Consider the following 19,715-nt stretch of genomic DNA (forward strand, 5'->3'; position numbering starts at 1 on the left):
AGGGTGTTATGAGCGAAAAACGACTAGACTATTTGACCTGGGATGAATATTTCATGGGCGTGGCCTGTCTGTCGGCCCAACGAAGCAAGGACCCCAACACCCAAGTGGGCGCCTGCGTGGTGAATCGCAAAAAGAAGATCGTGGGGATCGGGTACAACGGCTTTCCCACCGGCTGCTCGGACGACGAATTGCCCTGGGCCCGGGAGGGCGGAACCCTGGACACCAAATACGCCTACGTCTGCCATGCAGAGTTGAACGCCATCCTGAACAGCATCGTATCCGACCTGGAGGGCTGCACCTTGTACGTGGCCTTGTTTCCGTGCAATGAATGCGCAAAGATCATCATTCAGTCCGGGCTTAAGGAAATCGTCTATCTTTCGGACAAATACGCGGAAACGGACATTGTCAGGGCCTCCAAGACCATGCTGGAAATGGCGGGGGTCAAATGGCGGAAGCTCTCCGGCTGCCGGGAGTCCGTCACCATCCGTTTGTCCGAGGATTGTGTGTGATTCATGATTTGGAAGGTCTATTTAGAAAATGTTTACGGGCGCCCCGGGCAAGGCAGTATATTGCCTGGGCGCGTCAGCGCAGAAGGTGCGCCCCAATTGTCACTGGAAATCCAATAATGCGCGGCGGAAGGCTGCTTCTGCCAAAACCAAACAAAATCATGAATTCAATCCATTTCATATGAACGAAAATATTTAAATTTCAGATAATTTCATGTGCATTCCCACGCAAAGCATGGGAACGAGCCCTAACCGCCGTCATCCGCCCGACGGCCAACATCAATTTCAACCATCTTTCCGGCCGCGCCTTTTGTTGCTAAGCAACCCAGGCGCGGTACTGCTGTGCCTGGGCCGCCCCTTATCATCGGGGACCAAGCGTCGTCCCGTCTCCAATAACCGGGCGTCCGCTGTTTAATGTTTGTCAGGAACTATTATAGGGGGGAGAAGCCTTTATAAATCCGAAGAAAAACCTGCAATCTGTCCTGTGAACGCAAAAAGGCGCACCAGACCGGTATTACATGGTCGGTTGCGCCTTTTGTGGATTCTTTTAGCGAACAGGGCGGTAAAAAAACCCGCATTCCCCATGGAGTGGCGGCGCCTGGACTGGTCAGGCGTCCTGCGAACCCTTAGGCCGTGCGCTCTTGGGGAAACGGGTGAAAAAGGATGGGCGAGGGGCGCGTGCGCGCCTTTTCCCATCCTTATACACCAAATATGATTTACTTGCCCTTTCTCCTCTGGTGCCGGGTACGGGCAAGGAGTTTGCGGTGTTTATGCTTGCGCATTTTCTTTCTACGTTTTTTAATGACGCTTCCCAATGGATCACCTCCTCTAGAAGTTAATCTTTACAAAAGAGGCTTTATATCCCCTATGCTCCGGCTTGTCAAGAACGCCCCGGAGGATTTTTTAACGAAAAACAAAAAAACTTGGGTCCCTAGAGTCATTCTCGCCTTGACAATAAAAGTCCATTTCATTAGAAAATTTTTTGAATCAGTTTGTGAAGTTATTCACGGCGACAATTCTGCCGCCTAAACCCATGAAAGGAGTTTTACCAAGATGAGAATACTGTTTTTCGGCCCCAACGGCAGCGGCAAGGGCACCCAGGGCTCTATCGTAAAGGATAAGTATAATATTCCGCATATTGAATCCGGAGCTATCTTCCGCGAAAATATTTCCAAGGGCACTGAAATCGGCAAAAAGGCCAAGGAATACATCGACAGGGGCGACCTGGTTCCTGACGAAATCACCATCCCCATGATCCTTGGCCGCCTCCAGGCTGACGATTGCGCCAACGGCTGGCTGCTGGACGGATTCCCCCGCAGCAAGGAACAGGCCGTCAAACTGGACGAAGCCCTGAAGGAAGCCAACATGGCTCTGGACGTGGTCATCGAAATGATCCTGGACCGCCAGATCGCCAAGAACCGCATCATGGGCCGCAGGCTTTGCGAAAACGACAACAACCATCCCAACAACATTTTCATCGACGCCATCAAGCCCGATGGAGACAAATGCCGCGTGTGCGGCGGCGCCCTGAGCGCCCGCTCCGACGACCAGGATGAAGACGCCATCGACAAGCGTCACAACATTTACTACGACACGGACACCGGAACATTGGCTTCTGCTTACTACTTCAAAGCCATCGCCGAAAAAGACGGCTCCCTGAAATACGTCACCCTGAACGGCGAACCCAGCGTTCCCGAAGTGACCGAAGAACTGGTCGGCAAACTGGGATAAGCAGGTTTTTAAGGGACTTTTTCCCCTAACTGACGGGAGCGATTCGGCCCGTTCCTAATATCATGGGCTGGGCGGAAGCATCGCGCCCGAAAAAAACGGCCCCGGCCATCCTGGGCCCGCCCTTTTTTGTTGTTTTCAATCTGGCGCCGTGCTATGGCGCTCAGACTGATAATCTCCATATGAAAGGGGGTTGAGAGTCTTGGGAAACGTGAAGGATCTTGAGGTCAAAGTCTTTGACAATGACCTGGAAAAGGCCATGCGCGTTTTGAAGAAAAAAATTCAAAATGACGGGCTTTTCCGCAGGCTTAAAATGAAAAAAGCCTATGAAAAGCCCAGCGAAAGCCGCCGGCGCAAGCAGCGCGAGTCGGTCAGGCGTCTTCGCTCCGCAGCCAGAAAGGCCCGGTCCAGGGGCCGTCGTTAAACCTGCGACGCCAAGTGCAGCACATTCAAGCAGGGGCCTTGCGCCCCTGCTTTTTTTTGTTGGCTGACTTTAAAAAAATCAATCGGATATTGAGTAATGACAGACATTAATGCATTCAATCAGGCCATGGAAGAGTTGTTCTCCCTCGGCCGCTTCGGCATCAAACTGGGTTTGGAAACCATTTCGGCCATGCTGAAAGGCATCGGCGATCCCCACCTGCGCATCAAATGCATCCATATCGCCGGAACCAACGGGAAAGGCTCCGTGGCCCAGAATACCGCGTCCATCCTCCGGGCCGCCGGATACAAGGTGGGGGTGTACACCTCGCCCCATCTGGTGCACATCAACGAACGATTCACCGTTAACAGCAGGCCCATCTCGGACGACGAGGTGCTGGAGGCTTATCAGGCCGTCAAAAGCGTTTCCGGGCTGGAGCGGCACGCCACCTTTTTCGAATACACCACGGCCATGGCCCTGTACGCCTTCGATAAGGCCGGCGTGGATTACGCGGTCATGGAAACCGGCATGGGCGGCCGCCTGGACGCCACCAATGTGCTGAAGCCGGAACTCTGCATCATTACCAACATATCCGTGGAGCACGAAATGTATCTGGGGAACACCATCGCCCAGATCGCCTACGAAAAATCCGGGATCATCAAGCCGGGCGTTCCCGTGGTCACGGGCGTGCGCCAGCCCGACGCTGTCAAGGCCGTGGAAGCGGCCGCCGCGGAAAATAAGGCGCCCCTGTACCGCATGGGCAGGGATTTCAAAACACGCCGCCTGCAGAGCGGAGGCTTTAATTTTTACGGACAGGATCACGCCTGGAAAGGCCTGCAATGCCGCCTGAAGGGCGAGTACCAGATCCCTAACGCCTCCCTGGCCCTGGCCGGCTGCCAGGCCCTCATGAAGCGCGGCGCCAAGATTTCGGAAGCGCAGGCAAGGGCCGGCCTGGAGCAGGTGAAATGGCCCGGCCGTCTGGAAACCATCCAGGAATCCCCCATGGTGATTTTGGACGGCGCCCACAATCTGGCCGCCATGAAGGTCCTGACCAAATACCTGGCCGAAACCTTCGCCGGCCGCGACGTCACGGTCATCACCGGCTTTCTGGACGACAAGCCGTACAAAAAAATGCTGCCCATGCTGGAAGCCCTGGCAGCCAAGATCATCATCACCCGCCCCAAAATAGGCCGGGCTGTGGCGACCAAAGACCTGACGCCCCTGATCCGCAACAAAAAGGACCGGTTCGTGGAAAAGCCAAGCGTGGAGGAAGCCGTAAAATACGCCCTGGAAAACGCAAGGGATACGGACGTGATCGTCGTGGCGGGTTCCCTTTACATCGTGGGGGAAGCGCGCCAGACCCTGCAGGACATGGGCCTGATCCAGGACGAGTCCTTTAGCTCCCTTTCCCCGCGAAATCTGGGGCCGGGTTGATTTTCCGCTTGATTTTCAAGGCTTCCTGACATATATAACCCCTTTCACGCGCCCGTAGCTCAGTGGATAGAGCGCCAGTCTCCGGAACTGGAAGTCGTAGGTTCGACTCCTACCGGGCGCGCCATTTTTTTCTCGCCGATAAGACCGGTCTAAAATCCCCCTGAAAACATCTGACTCGCTGCAAGCCGTCCCTGTTTTTTGCTTTGTTAATAAAAACCATGTTTTTCTTGCCTGGAATCGTCTTCACGGTATATTAATAAAGCATGTTAACCTATAGGAATATATACAAAGGACTCCCCCTTCTTTTTCATTTAGCCGCCATTGCCGCAGCGTTTCTTTTTACCCTTTGCCCGGTCAAGACGGCTTTGGCCGGCCAAAGCCCGGATTCGGAAGAAACTGAGTATTCCCAAAAAACTGAAACGACGCCAATCAAACGCTTCAAACCCTGGGCCGGCCCCAACGTGGGCTACGGCCTTTTAAGAATGCCCTCCCAATCCCCGTTTCAATCTTTGCGTTTGGCCTTGCTGCCCCGCACTCCAAGCACCTTGGGCGTGCATAGCTGGGAATTCCGGTTGACCCAGACCCTGGCCAATACCTGGGTGAACGAGCCCGGCAAATATCTCATGGACTACGAAACCCTCCACAGCACCGCCTCGCTGTCCAGGCGTTTTCACGAAATCCTGTTCGAGCTTTCTTTTGAAGAGCAACGCATGCTGAACGGCATGCTGGACGGATTTATCAAAAACTTTCACGAGACCCTGAATCTGGACCAGGACGGCCGGGACAAGGCCGCCTACGGCGAAGTGAACGTGGACGTCTGGCCCCCCGGCGGCAAGGAGAAAATAACCTGGGAAGGCGGCAAAGGCGCCTTTTCCCAGAACATCGCCCTGGTCATGCAGCATAACCTGACGCCCGGCGGAAAAGTTTGGCCCGCCTTTTCCTATTCTCTGTCCTTTCGATACGATATCTGGAACGCCTTTGATATGGAGCGGGATTTTCCCGTGGACATGGGCGTATCATTTTCTCTGGCAAAAAAGATGGGGCCGTTCCATGGATATCTGGTTCCGGGATTTTTCTGGTACGGGTCCACGCGAATGGAAACCATCGAATTCGAACGCACCCAGACCTCCTTTCTGGCCGGCCTGGAATGGAACTTTCACGAGTCCGCCTCCTTTTTGGTCCAATATCTTTATTCCGATGGGTCGTGCAAAGACCTTTGGGGATTCAAGGAGCCTTCCCACGAAGTCACTTTGGGGTTTAAAGGCCGTCTGACCAAGCGCCTTGTTTGGGAATTGGGAATCCTGGAAAACATCATCGCCTACGACAACAGCCCGGATTTCGGCCTGCATTGGGGCTTGACGTTTAGGATCTGATGGGCGAGGACCGGCGAGCCGCTTCTCGGGTTGGGAGAACCAATCCCTATCGGCAATGCGCAAGTGGATTAAGGACCTGCAAAGGCGCCCATCGCCATAACTGCCTCATTCGAAAACATGGGGTGCAGGGCGCTTGCCCTGCCCATGGTGAGGGTGGCCCAGGCACGATGCTGCTTTGCCTGGGCCACCCGAAAAACTGCGCGGCAAACCGCTTTTTAGGTTGGGATACCCAAACCCTACCCGCAGCACAGGCATATTGGAATCCAATAGATCCACTTCCCGCCGCAACGGCTTCATTCGCAGTGTAGTTGCAGGCCCCCGTGCCTGCCAAAACGCGCTCCGCGCGTTCTGCAAACGCAGCAATCTGTGCGCCCATACTGCCTCCCTCGGCGGAGAGGATGAATTCGCAAGGTGGCATCAGGGCTTGCCCTGCCACCAGGCAAGATTTCCGTACGGCAGACAGGACGCAAACAGAAAGGCTTTGCGGCCTCTATATGCTTCCTAAATTTCCAACAGCAGGGGATCGATCTGTTCGATGCAGTGGTCCAGGTAGGCGCGGATGTCTTTTTCGTGGGACAGGCCCAGGATGGCGTCCGCCACCTGATCCAGCTTGTCTTGGGTGACGCTTTGGATAAGGTACCTGACGCCCGGCGCCTGGAAGGGCGGCACGGAAAAATGCCGGTAGCCCAGAGCGCAAAGGGCCAGGGCGCCGCCTGGGATGGAAGCCATTTCGCCGCACACGGCGATGTCCTTTCTGATGAAGTCGGCCTTTTCCTTGAGGCTTTTCATCATCCTGATAACCGAAGGATGATACCCGGAGTACAAATGCCCCACCACGCTGGAATCCCGGTCTACGGCCAGCAGATATTGGATCAGGTCGTTGGTGCCCACGGAGAAAAAGTCCACCAGGTCCTTGTAATCCTCCAACTGGTGGAACAGGCCGGGCACTTCCACCATGATTCCCATGGGCGGGACCGCGCCCGGGGGCATGGCCAGGTCGGTCACGGTTTCCTCCAGGATTTCCCGGGCGGTTTCCACTTCCCAGATGCGGGAGATCATGGGCAGCAGAATTCTAAAATGATGCCCCTGTTTGACCAGGGAGAGGATGGCTTTTATCTGCTCCCGGAACAGGTCCGGATACTCCATGGAAAACCGGATGGACCGAAGCCCCAAAAGGGGGTTGGCTTCGTCGGGAAAGGCGAAATAAGGCAGGCGTTTGTCCGCGCCGATATCCAGGGTGCGCACGGTGATGTCGCCGGGGAAAAGATCCCCTACCTCCCGGTAAACGGCAATCTGCTCCTCCACCGTGGGCCAGCCGTCAAAGCGCATGAAGGAAAATTCCGTGCGGAACAGGCCCACGTTCTCGATGCCAAGTTCCTTGGCCGTGGCCACGTCCGAGGGAAAGCCCACGTTTACGTCCACCTGATAGCCGTAGGGCAGGTCGGACTCCTGCGCCCTGGCGATGATTTCCGCCTGAACCAGGCGGCTTTCCTCAAAGGTTTTTTCGTATTCTTCGATAAGCCCGGCGTTGGGCTCCACAAAGACGAAACCCGTGTCGCCGTCCACCAGGACCTGCTGGCCCGAGGCCAAGAGCTTGGTTGCGCCTTGCACTCCGACGACAGCCGGGATGCCCATGGATCTGGCCAGGATGGTGGTATGAGAGTTTTCCCCGCCGCGCTCCGTGATGATGGCCGCGGGCTTGGCGCCTTCCAGCCGGGCCACGGCCGCAGGCCCCAAATCCTTGGCGACTACAACACAGCCGGTGGCCGGGGATTCCATTTTGATTTTGCGGCCGCTCAACTTGAACAGGGCCGCCAGGACTCTTTCTCCGACCTCCCGGACGTCCACGGCCCGTTCCATGAGCAGGGGGTTGCCCCGGCTCTCAAACCGAAGGGCCACGTTTTCGGCGCCTTTGGCCGTCGCTTCCTCGGCGGACAGATTGCCTTCCGTGATCAGGCCTTCGATCTCCCGGAGAAACAGGCCGTCTTCCAGCATCATGCTGTGGGTCTCAAAGATGGCGGCGTCGTGGGAGGAAATCTTGCCCTCGTTGGCCATGACGGCGGAAAGGTCTTTCAACTCCTGCTTGGCCACGTTGGCGGCTTTTTTAAACCGTCCCATTTCTTCGTCAACGCCCTGGCCGGCGATGCCGCTTAACGGCAGTTTGTGCAGCAGCCCGCGAAACAGGTACACAGGGCCGATGCCCGGGCCTCCGGACACCCCCTTGCCTTGCAGGGTTTTCCGGGCCGAAACCGCCCCTGGGGCCGTCCCCAGCCTTTCCAGCCTGTCCGCCACTTCCAAAAGCCCGGCCAGCCTGGAGGCCACGATCTCAAACAGGGTTTGCTCCGCCGGCAGCAAGGGCCGGGTGCTGGCCGTCTGGGCGACCAGAACTCCCAGGGCTTTTCTCTGGAGCAAAATGGGCACGCCCATGTATACTTCGTATTTATCCTCCCCCAAATCCGGAAAGTACTTAAAGTCTGGATGCTGGGAGGCCGGCATGGCTGCCATGGCCCGGCGCCTGGAAAAAACCGAGCCCGTAATGCCCTCGTCCGGCGAAAGCATGATGGACGTTCCGGGCTCAAAGTTAAGCCCCCAGTTTCCGCGCATGACCAGTTTTTCCAGGGCGGGATCCCAGATATAAATGGACACGACGTCAAAGTGCAGGGACTTGGCGATCTTCTCCACCACCTGGGAAAGGACCGCATCCAATCCTTGGGCATGGTTTATTAACTCGCTGATCTCCTGTATTATTTTTAAATGAAGATCAACCCTGTCTGTATTTACAAATGGCGCCACACGGCCCTCTTTGGTTTGAGTTGGAGTGTACTTCGGTCTGGCTGTTGGACTTTCGCACCCACGGCTTCATATTATAATCGGCTTTATGCTGATGTCCATAGCAAAAATCAAGCCGAACCCGGACAACGGACCTTGTGGAAATTTTCACGAAGATTCGGTCTGTTCCGGCGCCGCCTGAAATCAAAGGCCGAGTATGCTGCGGCTTGCATTTTCATTCAGGAAATCGAATGATTGCTCGGTTTTTGGGTTGACACAATTCCCCGCCGGGAATTACTGTAGGCAGGCGTTTTCTGACGCCCTCTTTCACCCCATACTTTTTAACCGAGCAAGCGAGGTATTATCCATGGCACAAGTAATTGCCGACCGCAGAGACATAGAATTTGTTTTGTACGAGCAACTGGAAGCCGACAAGATTAACAAGCATAAGAAATACTCGGACCTGGACAAAAAGTCGCTCGACCTCATCATTACCGAAGCCAGGAACCTGGCCTTGAAAGAGCTTCTGCCCATTAACTCGGAAGCGGACAAGACCGGCCTGCGTTTTGAAAACAATCAGGTTTTTGTGCCGGAAGTGTTTCACAAGCCGTTTAAGATTCTGGCCGAAGACGGCTGGGGATCCGTGACCGAAGATCCCGAACTGGGCGGCCAGGGCCTTCCCACCCTGATCATGCAGCCCATCATCGAATACCTCATGGGCGCTTGCGGCGTGTGCCTGGGCTACGTGACCATGGGCCACGGCACCGGCAAGATGATCGAACTTTTCGGCACGGAAAAGCAAAAGGAACTGTATTTAAAGAACCTGTATTCGGCGAAATGGGGCGGAACCATGGTTCTGACGGAAGCCGAAGCCGGCTCCGACGTGGGCAACCTTTCCACCACGGCCAAGAAAAACGACGACGGCACATATTCCATCACCGGCAACAAGATTTTCATCACCTACGGCGAGCACGACCTGACCGAAAACATCATCCATCCGGTTTTGGCCAGGATTGAAGGCGCTCCCGCGGGAACCGCCGGCATTTCCATTTTCATCGTGCCCAAAATCTGGGTGAACGACGACGGCTCTTTGGGCGAACCCAACGACGTGGTCTGCACGGGCATCGAAGAAAAAATGGGCATCCACGCCAGCGCCACCTGCTCCCTGGCCTTCGGCGGCAAGGGCCAGTGCCGCGGCTACCTGCTGGGCGAGGAAAACAAGGGCATGAAAGTCATGTTCCTCATGATGAACGAAGCCCGTCTGAACGTGGGCTTCCAGGGCTTCTCCGCCGCCTCCGTGGCCTACATGTACGCCTGCAACTACGCCAAGGAAAGAATCCAGGGCCGCGCCCTGGAAGACAGCGCCAACAAGGAGGCCAAGCCGGTCGCCATCATCAACCATCCTGACGTCAGGCGCAACCTGCTTACCATGAAGGCTTACACCGACGGCATGCGCAGCTTCATCTATTACGTGGCCGACCTGTTCGACAAGGAAGAACTGGCGGAAAGCCCGGAAGAAGCCGACCGCTTCAACAAGCTCATCCAGCTTTACACGCCCGTCATCAAAGCCTATTGCACGGACAAGGGCTTTGAAATGGCCTCCACCGGCATACAGGTTTACGGCGGCTACGGCTATATCAGCGAATACCCCATGGAGCAGATCCTCCGGGACGCCAAGATCGGCAGCATCTACGAAGGCACCAACGGAATTCAGGCCATGGACCTCATCGGCCGCAAATTGGGCATGGACAAGGGCGCCATCTTCATGTCATTCATGGGTGAAGTCGCCAAAACCGTGGCCCAGGCAAAAGCCATTCCCGGCCTGGAAGACATGGCCGCCAAAGTGGAAGCCGCATGCAACCGCCTGGGCGAAACCGCCATGCATTTGGGCAAAACCGCGGTCAGCCCGCAGTTTAAGGCCGCCTTCGCCCACTCCACCCATTTCCTGGAAGCCATGGGCGACGTGATCATGGCCTGGATGCTCCTGTGGCGTGCGGTTATTTCCGCTCCGAAAATCGAAAAGCAGAAAAAAGCCGTGGAAAAGGAATATTACGAAGGACAGGTCAAAACGGCGGAGTTCTTCATCTTCAACATGCTCCCCGTGACCATGGGCAAGATGGATTCCATCACCATCACAAACCCGGCCGCCTTGGAGATTGCAGACTCCTGCTTCGGCGGATAGCGCCAAGCCGGCGAGGCGTTTCATGAGATACGGGTCGCTTCCCATCGAAATCGATGCTGAACTGACGCGTATGAAGGCGCCTTGAAAAAAACTTAAAAACTGGAGGGGGATATGAGGAAATTTCCTGGCAAGCGGGTGATCATCACCGGCGCGGGAAGTGGATTCGGCAGAGCTCTGGCCTTGGAGTTCGCCAAAGAAAATTGGAAAATCGGCGTGGCTGACATCAACGAAGAACGCGCTGACGAAACGGTGGACCTGGTCGCCCAAAAGGGCGGCCAGGGCCTTAAAATCCTGTGCGACGTCACGGACGCCGCGCAGCTTGAAAACGCCGCCGTCCTGCTTGAAAAGGAATGGGGCGGGGTGGACGTTGTGGTGAACAACGCTGGCGTGGCCGGCGCCGGGTTCATGGAGAAAATTCCCATGGACCAATGGGACTGGATCATCGGCCTGAACCTGAAAAGCGTCATCCACGGGTGCCGCGCCTTCATTCCGTTGATGGAAAAGCAAGGCAAAGGGCACATCATCAACATGGCTTCCAACGCGGGCATAGCCTGCCTGCCCGAGATGGCCAGCTACAACGTGACCAAGGCGGCGGTCATCGCTCTGTCCGAAACTCTTCGGAGCGAGCTTTCCACCAAGAACATCGGCGTTACGGTCATCTGCCCCACCTTTTTTAAAACCAACTTAATGGATCAGTTCAATTCCACGGACGACCGGCAGCGGGACATGGCGGAGAAGTTTTTCAGCACCTCCCGGACCACGGCGGAAAAGGTGGCCAAGGCCGCCATGAAAGCCCTTAAAAAGAACAAGCTCTACGTGGTCACGCCCTGGGACGGCAAGCTGGTCTGGACCCTCAAGCGCCTGTGTCCGGAAATCTGGTATAAACTGGTGTCCATGGGCTATCATCGGTTCGACAAAAGCGTGGGCGAATCCTCATGACAATGCCTCGACTCAGCCGGGAAATCATGCCCGGCGTGCATAGAATCTCTCTGCCTTTGCCCGGCAAGCAGCCCGGACCGGTCAACGCCTATGTGTTTGTGGGCGCCACCGTCACCCTGCTGGATACGGGAACCTCCAAAACCGTGGGGCGTCTGGGCGCCGCTCTGGGCGAACTGGGGCTCAGCTTTTCGGACATCGACCGCATTGTGGTCACCCACGGGCACCTGGATCATTACGGCGGGGCCAGGAAAATCAAGGATGCCTCGCGGTACGGCATCGAACTGGTGGCCACGGAAGAGGATATCCGCGGCGTGGAGCAAGGCGCCACGGTTCCCAATTCCAGCATGACCTATTTTCTGAAGACCATGGGCGTGCCGAAAATTTTTCCGCCCCTGATGATGGCCCTGAACTATGTGTTCGCCCGCATGGCCGACAACTGCCCCGTGGACGCCGTCATGGAGGAGGGACAAAAGCTGGACATGGGCCGGCACGAAGCCACGGTGGTGCGCACCCCAGGCCATACCCGGGGATCGGTCTGCCTGTACCTGGAAAAGGACGGCGTGGTGTTTTCCGGCGATCACGTCCTGGAGCACATCACGCCCAACGCCCTGCCCATGCTGGAGGATTGGCCCGGCCTGCCCGAGCGGAAAAGCCAGATGGAGTTTTACGACTCCATCCAGCGCATCGAGGCCCTGGAGCCGGCCGTGCTGCATACCGGACACGGCAAGCGAATCCGCGACCTGGCATCCGTGATCGACATGTACCGGAAGGCTTTTAGGGCCAGGCAGAAAAGGGTGCTGTCTTCGATCCGCCCCAAGGACGAATCCGTGTTCACCATCGCCCGCAGGCTCTTTCCCAATATTGAGCTGAACCTTCGCTTTCCCATGGAAATGTATTTGGCCATATCCGAGGTGTACACGCACCTGCAGGTCCTGGAGGAAGAGGGGGAGGTCTGCCTGGCCTTGGAAAAAAACCGCCTGAGGGTGTTCAGGAATTAAGCGGGAACAATCATGTTAAACAAGCTATCCAAACCGCTGGACTTCGCCGGCGGCTGCGTGGACGGCGTCTTTTTGATGCTGCCCAAAATATTGAAGCCCTTCGCCAAATCAAAGGTTGTGGACAAGGACTCCTACATGGCCCAGGTGGACTTCTACCTGGACCAGGGATACGCGGACGATCCGGCCTCGTTCTTCGACCTGCCGGAGGCGCCGCCCGAATATCCTTCCGTAAACCGGGATCCCTTTTTGGACGGCCAACGGGAGCACATCACCTGGGAAAGCGGGTTTGAAGCGAAAAATCCGCTCCTCCGGGAGGAATACGCTTCCTACCTGGAAAACCGCACCGCCCATATGCTCCGATGGACCCACGGGGAGCCCGGACGCAAGACCGTGGTCTGCCTCCACGGATTCATGCTGGGCGAGCCGGATCAGGCGGAAAGGATGTTCAAGGTCAAGAAGCTCTATAACATGGGCCTGGACGTGGCTTTGTTCATCGCCCCCTTTCATTGGGAGCGTGCGCCTTCCGGCCCGGGGGCGGCCAACATCGCCCTGCAGCCGGACAACGTGCCCATGACCGCCGAGTTCATGGGGCAGATCATGTTCGATCTGGCCAGCGCCTTGCTTTTGCTGAAGAAAAGGGACGCCGGGGAGCTGGGGCTTATCGGCGCCAGCATGGGAGGCTACACCGCCTCTTTGTTCTCCTGCCTGAGCGACATGCACTCCTTTGCAGCCATGATGGTGCCGGCCGTCAACTTTTCCAAGCCCATCGGCCCGGACACGGTTTCCATGCCCTTTGCTATGGACAAATCCATGAAGGAGAAGGTAAACAAGGTGTGGGAGTTTCATTCTCCCTTGCACCTCAGGCCGAAAATACCCCGGGACCGCATCCTGGTCATCGCCTCCAAAGGGGACAGGCTTTGCCCCTTTGAGTACGTGGAAGCCCTTTGCCGCAAATGGCAGGGAATACGCTGCACCTTCATGACAGGCGGGCATTGGATGGTCTTTAACGGCAAGCTCCGGGGCCAGGCGTGGTACGGCTTTTTGCACGATATGGAGTTTATTTAATTTCACACTGGAGGGGAAATGTTTAAAAATCCGTTATTCTGGTACGCCAGCATGGCTGTAACTGCTTTGGGCTGGTTCATTTTCATCTTGGGGCTGTTGCTGGGCGCCGGCGGCGCATTCAAAAGCCTGTGGATCTTGTTGGCCCTGATTTTCCTGGTCATCCATCCCTTGGAAATCCCCATCGGCATGAAGGTGGGCGAACGCGCCGGCCTTGAAAAGGGAATCTCCGCTTTAAAAACCCTGGCCTTCGGCCTTACCTGGTGGATTCCCGTGAAGATGGGCGTCATCCACGACTAAAAAGGTATAACGTCGGCTCTGATGCGAGTCATTGTTGGGTTTCGATATTTCCAGCCCGGCCTTGGATTATTATCCGCAAGACGTCTTGCACCGGTCTTGATGCAGGCTGTCTATATCTCTACCCAACCTACTGTATTTATTGTCAAAAATATAGGTTGGTTAGAGCTTGCGAAACCCAACGGCCGAGGGCGAAAACAAAGTTTATAGCCTGGTGTTTTGCCATACTGTCATGTATCGAGTCAGGCGCCTTTTTGTCGGGTTTGAAGTCCAAAATCAGCGAAGGTTGCGTGATGCTTGGAAGCCGGACTTCGTAACCCGACCTACGGCTTGACTTGATGCGACGTAGGTTGGGTAGAGCTTGCGAAACCCAACAAAAAAGCGGTTGAGCGCTTTCTTAACAGGCAGGACGCAACTCTGCCGGGGCCGTCCAACTACCGTGCTGCGGCGTTCTCATGAGTGGGGGACCGCCGTATACGACGAATTCAACCGTTGCAGAGTAAAAATGCAATGCAGTTGCGCCCCCCCTATGGGCGCCTTAGAAACGCGCAAAGCGCATCCTGGGCAGGGCAAGCCCCGCCGCTACGCTTCAAATTCAACCTGTACGGCTTCGTTATCCGGCCAGCCGCGGCATGCAATGCCGGGGGACGAAGTCCAGTAAGGGCGGCCTGTGAGGCAAGTGGAATCCCATGCCAGCCTTCGGCATTGGAAGGCAATTAGTATCATGGTTTTCCTCATTCCCGTGCTTGGTCCTGCCCGTCTCGTTCCCATGCTGTGCGTGGGAATGTATACGGAACCATTTGAAATGAATTGACTTTTATGCTTAGATGAATTTACTAAAATCCTCAATACCAACCAACGGAGGGCTGCCATGGCTGATATAAAATGCGTGCGGGCCAGAATCACCGGCGTTGTCCAGGGCGTCAGCTTTCGTTACCATACCCAAGAGACCGCCAACCTCCACGGCGTGAACGGCTGGGTCCGAAACATGCCGGACGGCTCCGTGGAAGCGGTCTTCCAGGGAGATCCCAAGGCGGTCAAGGCGGTCCTTGACTGGTGTTGGATCGGCCCCTCCTTCGCCCGGGTGGACGACGTGGTCATCCAGGACGAACCCGCGGACGAAGAATTCTCCTCCTTCCGTATTGCCTATTAAAGGGGAATTTATGTAACTTTAGTGTAGTATTGGCACTGCTACTATTTTGAAATTTCTCTAATCAATTTTTGAATATGGGGCAGAACATGTTTTACCCATGGTTCATTGGCCATATCCGCAAGGTCACTATCCGCAAAAATTTTTTGAGTCATTCCGTAGTATTCCTCATATTCAGATAAGAACCATGTAGCCGCAATCTGTTCCGTGATGTTTGGTGTTGTTGAGTCCGCTCTTTTTCCCGAAATGACTCCAATTAGGTCCATATAGGTTTTGTAACGTTTTTCAGATAGTTCTCGGCGTCTCGTATCGATCCATTTGACGAAACCGAATAAACCGGTAAAACAGACAATGGCCAAGCTTAATAAATCTTTGTTTTGACTAATAAAATTTAGTATGGTCATGGTCTTTTCCCGATATTCTTCTCTACAGGTTACAGGTGTTGAAAGTAAACACATTGGTAACATTGGTAAAATGTTTAGTACATTTTTTTGGATTGAGCGTCATTATTAGCTTATTCTACTATGTCAATCGGTAAAGTTCAAGATTGGAATTTCACAAATGCCATATAAGAAACGATAGGTTTCGAGTTTTCTGAGTATGTGAGGCTGCACTTCATGTCGTTAATCCATCCTCAACGGAGGCTGCTCCGCCGGCCGGCCCTAATTCCCAAGGGCGCTGGATTCCCGATAGGGGCGTTCGGGAATGACTGAAGAAAGGTAAGTCTTTCCTTATTATCTCTCTTTTCCTTAAGCTGCACTCTCTCCCGGCGCCTGCTTCTTGACGTTCATGCATTATCTTAGTACAGTCCCCTAAATTGCCTCAAACCCACATTAATCTATAATAAAAACGGGGGTGCGATGGACTCCAGGCTGGTATGGATTGACATGGAGATGACCGGGTTGAATCCGGACAATTCAGTAATTGTGGAGATCGCCACGTTGATCACGGACGGGGACTTGAATCTTGTGGCCGAAGGACCGGAGCTCGCCATTTTCCACCCTCCCCACGTTCTTGAAAACATCGACCCATGGAGCCTGGATCACCACACCGCGTCCGGGCTTTTGGACCGGGTGAAGGCCTCGGACGTGGACACGGCCCAGGCCGAAAAGCTCACCCTGGACTTCATCAAGGAATATTGCGCGGAAAAGGAATGCCCCCTTGCGGGAAATTCCGTGTGGCAGGATCGCCGGTTTATGGTAAAGTATATGCCCCTTTTGGAGGATTTCCTGCTCCACCGTATGGTGGATGTAAGCACCATCAAGGAGCTTTTCAAGCGGTGGTATCCTGATATGGCGCCTTTTGTGAAACAGCACGAGCACACGGCCCTGGCGGATATCATGGAGTCCATAAACGAATTGCGCTATTACAGGGAAAAGGTGTTCTTGCCTTTTCCCTGAAGCAAGGAACGGATTTTTTTACATGGAAGAAGCAGTATCGGAAAACAACGGCGCAGGCTATCCCGATGATAACGACATTCACCGCTTTCAACTGGACGGCAAGGAAATAGTCATACTGGGCACGGCCCATGTGTCCAAGGCGAGCGCCGACCTGGTCGCCCGGGTCATTCAACGGGAAAAGCCTGACACGGTTTGCGTGGAGCTTTGCCCCTCCCGCCTGGAAGCCATCAACAATCCCGACCGCTGGAAGGAAATGGACATTGTGTCCGTCATCAAGGAGAAAAGGGCGTACATGCTCCTTTCCCACCTCCTTCTTTCCTCGTTTCAAAAAAAGATCGCCGACAAGCTGGAAATCCAGGCTGGCCAGGAAATGATGACGGCCATCCAGGAGGCTGCGGCCATCGAAGCCGCGGTCCATCCCATAGACCGGGACATTCGCACGACCCTGGCCCGGTGCTGGCGGCTCATGGGCCTGAAGGCCAAGTTCTCTTTGCTTTTGGACGTCATGGGCGCCATGGACGAGGCGGACAAGATTACGGAAGAGGACGTGGAAGCCCTGAAGAACAAGGACGCCCTGGAGATGGTCCTGGAGGAGTTGGGGGAAATGCTGCCCCAGGTGCGGACCGTGCTCATCGACGAACGGGATCTTTACATGGTCCACACCATCAACCATGCTCCGGGCGACAAGGTGGTGGCTGTGGTGGGCGCCGGGCATGTGCCGGGCATCAAAAAGCATTTTGACGAGCAAATCGACATCGAAGAGCTGGACAGCCTGCCTCCCAAGGGCAAGCTGGGCAAGGTTTTCAAATGGGGCATCCCCGCGGCCATCATCGCCTTGATAGCTTACGGGTTTTTCAGCCGCGGCGGAGCCGTGGGCGTGGAAATGGTTGGCTGGTGGGTGGGCGTCAATGCGTTTTTCGCCGGCCTGGGGGCTTTGCTGGCTCTGGGCCATCCCTTGACCATCCTGGCCGCCATGGCGGCGGCGCCCATGACCTCCCTCAATCCCATGATAGCCGCGGGTTGGGTTTCCGGGCTCACCGAGGCGTATTTGCGAAAGCCCCAGGTGAAGGATCTGGAGAGCCTTCCGTCGGACATTGTAACGTTTCGAGGTTTCTGGAAAAACAAGGTTACGCGGATTTTGCTGGTGACCGTGCTGTCCAACGTGGGCAGCATGATTGGCACCTTTGTGGCCCTGCCTTTTATCTTGAGGGCCTTTGGCGTGGAACAATAGGCGGTTTTCCTTGATCCCATTCCTACTTTGTGGTACGGGAGTGGCGGTTTTGTAGGCGCCGGTATTAACATATCGTTAACGTTTATATTTTCTTTGGAGACATCATGATAGGCGCATTTTTGTTCATGTTAGGCTTGGGCGGGGCCTGCGCAATTTTGCTGAGTGTAGCGTCCCGGGTTTTTTATGTTTACGAGGATCCCCGCATTGCGCAAGTGGAAGACCGCATGGCGGGGGCCAACTGCGGCGGTTGCGGCTATGCAGGCTGCAACGCGGCGGCGGTGGCTGTGGTGGCGGGAAAAGCCCCGGCTAGCGTCTGCATCGTAGGCGGCATGGAATCCGCCCAGGGCGTTGCCGAAGTCATGGGAATGGACGTGGGAGGCGCGGAGCCGATTTTGTCCTACAACCCCTGCAACGGCGGCGACAGGGCCGAGGACCGGTTCATCTATCAGGGCGTGCCCACTTGCGCGGCTTTGACCCGCTTGTATGAAGGCAAACGCTTTTGTTCGGTGGGCTGTTTGGGTTTGGGCGACTGCGTAAAGGCCTGCCTGTTTGACGCAATCTCCATCGGCCCCAACGGATATCCGGTGGTGAATGCGGACAACTGCGTGGGCTGCGGCGCGTGCGAAAGGGCCTGCCCCAAGGGCGTTCTGGAAGTCATGACCATGTCCCAGAGGCTGTTGGCCATGAACGAAACGGACGACGCTCTGGCGCCCTGCCAGCAGATCTGTCCGGCTCAGATCAACATCCCCTTGTACATCGAACAGATCAAAAAGGGAGATTACGAAGGCGCGGTCAACACCATTCGGGAAAGAAACCCCTTGCTCCTTTCCTGCGGCCGGGTCTGCCCTCATCCCTGCGAAGACAAATGCCGCCGGGGGTTGGAGGACGAGCCGGTCTCCATCAACCAGCTTAAACGCTTTGTGGCGGACTACGAACTGCACTCCGGCAAACGGTTCCCCATTTCCAAGGCCCCGGCCACGGAAAAGAAGGTTGCGGTCATCGGCGGCGGCCCCGCCGGCTTGTCCTGCGCGTTCTTCCTGGCCCGTCTGGGGCACTCCGTAACCATTTACGAGGCCATGCCCAAACTGGGCGGCATGATCCGGTACGGCATCCCCGAATACCGCCTGCCCAAAAAGATTCTGGACTGGGAAATTCAAGGCATCCTGGATCTGGGCATCGATGCCAAGACCAACGCCCGCTTCGGCTTTGACTTCAACCTGTCCGATCTGATGGAAGAAGGCTTTGACGCCGTATTCATGGGCATCGGCGCATGGAAGGACATGAAACTCCGGGCTGAAGGCGAAGACATGGAAGGCTGCTTCACCGGCATCGACTTCCTGGCTCGCGTGGCTAACGGCGAAGAGGTGAAAATCGGCAAAAATCCGATCGTCGTCGGCGGCGGAAATACAGCCATTGACTGCGTCCGCACCCTGATCCGCATGGGCTCCAAGGTTACCTTGGCCTATCGCCGCACCCGGGCCGAAATGCCCGCCAACGAAGTGGAAATCGTGGCCGCCGAGCACGAAGGCTGCGACTTTGTATTCCTGTCCGCGCCCACCCGCGTGGTCGGCGATGAAAACGGCAAGGTCATCGGCCTGGAATATCAGAAAATGGAACTGGGCGAGCCCGACGCTTCCGGCCGCCGCAGGCCCGTCCCCGTGGAAGGCTCCGAAACCATTCTGGACGCCGACATGATCGTGTCCGCCATCGGCCAACGCCCGGACATCTCCTTTATGGACAATCCGGAAAAAGCCCTGGCTGATCTCAAGACCACACGTTGGGACACCATGGACCATAACGAGGACACCCTGCAGACCGACATCCCGTTCATCTTTGTGGGCGGCGACTCGGCCACGGGCCCCGACCTGGTCGTCTCCGCCATCGGCGGAGGCCGCAAGGCGGCAAGGTCCATCCATCAGTTCGTCATGGGCGAAGAAGTCAAGGCCGCGCCCAAGGATCTGAAAAAACCCTTGATCCCCGAATCGGATTTCAAAACCGTGCCCGGCGTAATCCGGTCGCCCCGCGCGCCCATGCCGGAACTTCCGGTGCAAGAGAGGATTTACTCCTTCATCGAAGTGGATCAGGTATTGGACGAGGAGTCCGCACTGCGGGAGTCCGGCCGCTGCCTCAGGTGCTGCCGCACCTGTTACGACAAGGACACGGACCGTAAGACGCAAAAGAGCGCGGCTTAGTCCGGTCGACTAATATCATAAGAACCCCCTGAG

The 19,715-nt window shown here is 55.9% G+C and carries 17 protein-coding genes and 1 tRNA gene; 15 read left to right on the forward strand and 3 right to left on the reverse strand.

Going from position 1 to position 19,715, the window contains the following annotated elements:
* The first annotated feature begins 8 nt into the window (after window positions 1-8).
* Window positions 9-509 carry a deoxycytidylate deaminase gene (locus BUE18_RS07875; RefSeq protein ID WP_073474646.1) on the forward strand — a complete coding sequence of 167 codons (501 nt, stop codon included), beginning with the start codon at window positions 9-11 and terminating at the stop codon, window positions 507-509.
* A gap of 713 nt (window positions 510-1,222) precedes the next feature.
* Here BUE18_RS07875 and BUE18_RS07880 read toward each other — a convergent pair.
* Window positions 1,223-1,321 carry a 30S ribosomal protein bS22 gene (locus tag BUE18_RS07880; RefSeq protein WP_073474648.1) on the reverse strand — a complete coding sequence of 33 codons (99 nt, stop codon included), beginning with the start codon at window positions 1,319-1,321 and terminating at the stop codon, window positions 1,223-1,225.
* Window positions 1,322-1,559: 238 nt separating this feature from the next.
* On the opposite strand from BUE18_RS07880, the gene BUE18_RS07885 reads away from it, so the two are divergent.
* The 5 genes from BUE18_RS07885 (at window position 1,560) to BUE18_RS07905 (ending at window position 5,462) form a co-directional block, all read left to right on the forward strand.
* On the forward strand, window positions 1,560-2,237 hold the full coding sequence (locus BUE18_RS07885) for an adenylate kinase (protein ID WP_073474650.1): 678 nt from the start codon (window positions 1,560-1,562) through the stop codon (window positions 2,235-2,237).
* Window positions 2,238-2,445: 208 nt separating this feature from the next.
* The gene (rpsU, locus tag BUE18_RS07890; protein WP_012609352.1) at window positions 2,446-2,658 is read left to right on the forward strand and encodes a 30S ribosomal protein S21; all 213 of its coding nucleotides are present in this window, start codon (window positions 2,446-2,448) and stop codon (window positions 2,656-2,658) included.
* A gap of 96 nt (window positions 2,659-2,754) precedes the next feature.
* On the forward strand, window positions 2,755-4,089 hold the full coding sequence (locus tag BUE18_RS07895) for a bifunctional folylpolyglutamate synthase/dihydrofolate synthase (RefSeq protein WP_073474652.1): 1,335 nt from the start codon (window positions 2,755-2,757) through the stop codon (window positions 4,087-4,089).
* A 48-nt stretch (window positions 4,090-4,137) separates the two neighbouring features.
* A tRNA-Arg gene (locus BUE18_RS07900) sits at window positions 4,138-4,213 on the forward strand.
* A gap of 139 nt (window positions 4,214-4,352) precedes the next feature.
* Window positions 4,353-5,462: a DUF3187 family protein gene (locus tag BUE18_RS07905; protein WP_073474654.1), complete on the forward strand. Its 1,110-nt coding sequence runs from the start codon at window positions 4,353-4,355 to the stop codon at window positions 5,460-5,462.
* Window positions 5,463-5,963: 501 nt separating this feature from the next.
* On the opposite strand, the gene ptsP is transcribed toward BUE18_RS07905, so the two are convergent.
* Window positions 5,964-8,255 carry a phosphoenolpyruvate--protein phosphotransferase gene (gene ptsP / locus BUE18_RS07910; RefSeq protein WP_083610854.1) on the reverse strand — a complete coding sequence of 764 codons (2,292 nt, stop codon included), beginning with the start codon at window positions 8,253-8,255 and terminating at the stop codon, window positions 5,964-5,966.
* A gap of 343 nt (window positions 8,256-8,598) precedes the next feature.
* Between ptsP and BUE18_RS07915 the strand changes: the two genes are divergently transcribed.
* The 6 genes from BUE18_RS07915 to BUE18_RS07940 all read left to right on the forward strand — a co-directional run bounded on the left by BUE18_RS07915 (window position 8,599) and on the right by BUE18_RS07940 (window position 14,862).
* Window positions 8,599-10,413, forward strand: coding sequence for an acyl-CoA dehydrogenase (locus BUE18_RS07915; RefSeq protein WP_073474658.1), 1,815 nt, complete (start codon window positions 8,599-8,601; stop codon window positions 10,411-10,413).
* A gap of 111 nt (window positions 10,414-10,524) precedes the next feature.
* On the forward strand, window positions 10,525-11,352 hold the full coding sequence (locus tag BUE18_RS07920; protein ID WP_073474660.1) for an SDR family oxidoreductase: 828 nt from the start codon (window positions 10,525-10,527) through the stop codon (window positions 11,350-11,352).
* Window positions 11,349-12,350 carry an MBL fold metallo-hydrolase gene (locus BUE18_RS07925; RefSeq protein WP_073474662.1) on the forward strand — a complete coding sequence of 334 codons (1,002 nt, stop codon included), beginning with the start codon at window positions 11,349-11,351 and terminating at the stop codon, window positions 12,348-12,350. Before BUE18_RS07920 ends, BUE18_RS07925 begins: the two co-directional genes overlap by 4 nt.
* A gap of 12 nt (window positions 12,351-12,362) precedes the next feature.
* On the forward strand, window positions 12,363-13,415 hold the full coding sequence (locus tag BUE18_RS07930; protein WP_073474664.1) for an alpha/beta fold hydrolase: 1,053 nt from the start codon (window positions 12,363-12,365) through the stop codon (window positions 13,413-13,415).
* An 18-nt stretch (window positions 13,416-13,433) separates the two neighbouring features.
* Window positions 13,434-13,712 (forward strand): hypothetical protein, encoded by a 279-nt coding sequence (locus BUE18_RS07935; RefSeq protein ID WP_073474666.1) that lies wholly within the window; start codon window positions 13,434-13,436, stop codon window positions 13,710-13,712.
* Between the two features lie 868 nt (window positions 13,713-14,580).
* A complete protein-coding gene (locus BUE18_RS07940; RefSeq protein WP_012609361.1) occupies window positions 14,581-14,862 on the forward strand; it encodes an acylphosphatase in 282 nt (93 codons plus the stop codon).
* A 41-nt stretch (window positions 14,863-14,903) separates the two neighbouring features.
* Here the strand turns inward: BUE18_RS07940 and BUE18_RS07945 are convergent, their stop codons facing one another.
* Window positions 14,904-15,263 carry a hypothetical protein gene (locus BUE18_RS07945; RefSeq protein ID WP_073474668.1) on the reverse strand — a complete coding sequence of 120 codons (360 nt, stop codon included), beginning with the start codon at window positions 15,261-15,263 and terminating at the stop codon, window positions 14,904-14,906.
* 456 nt (window positions 15,264-15,719) lie between these two features.
* On the opposite strand from BUE18_RS07945, the gene orn reads away from it, so the two are divergent.
* The 3 genes from orn to BUE18_RS07960 all read left to right on the forward strand — a co-directional run bounded on the left by orn (window position 15,720) and on the right by BUE18_RS07960 (window position 19,682).
* The gene (orn, locus tag BUE18_RS07950) at window positions 15,720-16,259 is read left to right on the forward strand and encodes an oligoribonuclease (RefSeq protein WP_073474670.1); all 540 of its coding nucleotides are present in this window, start codon (window positions 15,720-15,722) and stop codon (window positions 16,257-16,259) included.
* 22 nt (window positions 16,260-16,281) lie between these two features.
* Window positions 16,282-17,490, forward strand: a complete 1,209-nt coding sequence (locus BUE18_RS07955; RefSeq protein WP_073474672.1) for a TraB/GumN family protein — start codon at window positions 16,282-16,284, stop codon at window positions 17,488-17,490.
* A gap of 104 nt (window positions 17,491-17,594) precedes the next feature.
* Window positions 17,595-19,682 carry an FAD-dependent oxidoreductase gene (locus tag BUE18_RS07960; RefSeq protein ID WP_083610855.1) on the forward strand — a complete coding sequence of 696 codons (2,088 nt, stop codon included), beginning with the start codon at window positions 17,595-17,597 and terminating at the stop codon, window positions 19,680-19,682.
* The last annotated feature ends 33 nt before the right edge of the window (window positions 19,683-19,715 follow it).

The organism is Desulfatibacillum alkenivorans DSM 16219, assembly GCF_900142135.1.
Lineage (GTDB): Bacteria > Desulfobacterota > Desulfobacteria > Desulfobacterales > Desulfatibacillaceae > Desulfatibacillum > Desulfatibacillum alkenivorans.

Coding starts and splice junctions, on each gene's coding strand:
- BUE18_RS07875 (WP_073474646.1), top strand. CDS start 9: ATGAGCGAAAAACGACTAGACTATTTGACCTGGGATGAATATTTCATG.
- BUE18_RS07885 (WP_073474650.1), top strand. CDS start 1,560: ATGAGAATACTGTTTTTCGGCCCCAACGGCAGCGGCAAGGGCACCCAG.
- BUE18_RS07895 (WP_073474652.1), top strand. CDS start 2,755: ATGACAGACATTAATGCATTCAATCAGGCCATGGAAGAGTTGTTCTCC.
- BUE18_RS07905 (WP_073474654.1), top strand. CDS start 4,353: ATGTTAACCTATAGGAATATATACAAAGGACTCCCCCTTCTTTTTCAT.
- BUE18_RS07915 (WP_073474658.1), top strand. CDS start 8,599: ATGGCACAAGTAATTGCCGACCGCAGAGACATAGAATTTGTTTTGTAC.
- BUE18_RS07920 (WP_073474660.1), top strand. CDS start 10,525: ATGAGGAAATTTCCTGGCAAGCGGGTGATCATCACCGGCGCGGGAAGT.
- BUE18_RS07925 (WP_073474662.1), top strand. CDS start 11,349: ATGACAATGCCTCGACTCAGCCGGGAAATCATGCCCGGCGTGCATAGA.
- BUE18_RS07930 (WP_073474664.1), top strand. CDS start 12,363: ATGTTAAACAAGCTATCCAAACCGCTGGACTTCGCCGGCGGCTGCGTG.
- BUE18_RS07935 (WP_073474666.1), top strand. CDS start 13,434: ATGTTTAAAAATCCGTTATTCTGGTACGCCAGCATGGCTGTAACTGCT.
- BUE18_RS07940 (WP_012609361.1), top strand. CDS start 14,581: ATGGCTGATATAAAATGCGTGCGGGCCAGAATCACCGGCGTTGTCCAG.
- BUE18_RS07945 (WP_073474668.1), bottom strand. CDS start 15,263: ATGACCATACTAAATTTTATTAGTCAAAACAAAGATTTATTAAGCTTG.
- orn (WP_073474670.1), top strand. CDS start 15,720: ATGGACTCCAGGCTGGTATGGATTGACATGGAGATGACCGGGTTGAAT.
- BUE18_RS07955 (WP_073474672.1), top strand. CDS start 16,282: ATGGAAGAAGCAGTATCGGAAAACAACGGCGCAGGCTATCCCGATGAT.
- BUE18_RS07960 (WP_083610855.1), top strand. CDS start 17,595: ATGATAGGCGCATTTTTGTTCATGTTAGGCTTGGGCGGGGCCTGCGCA.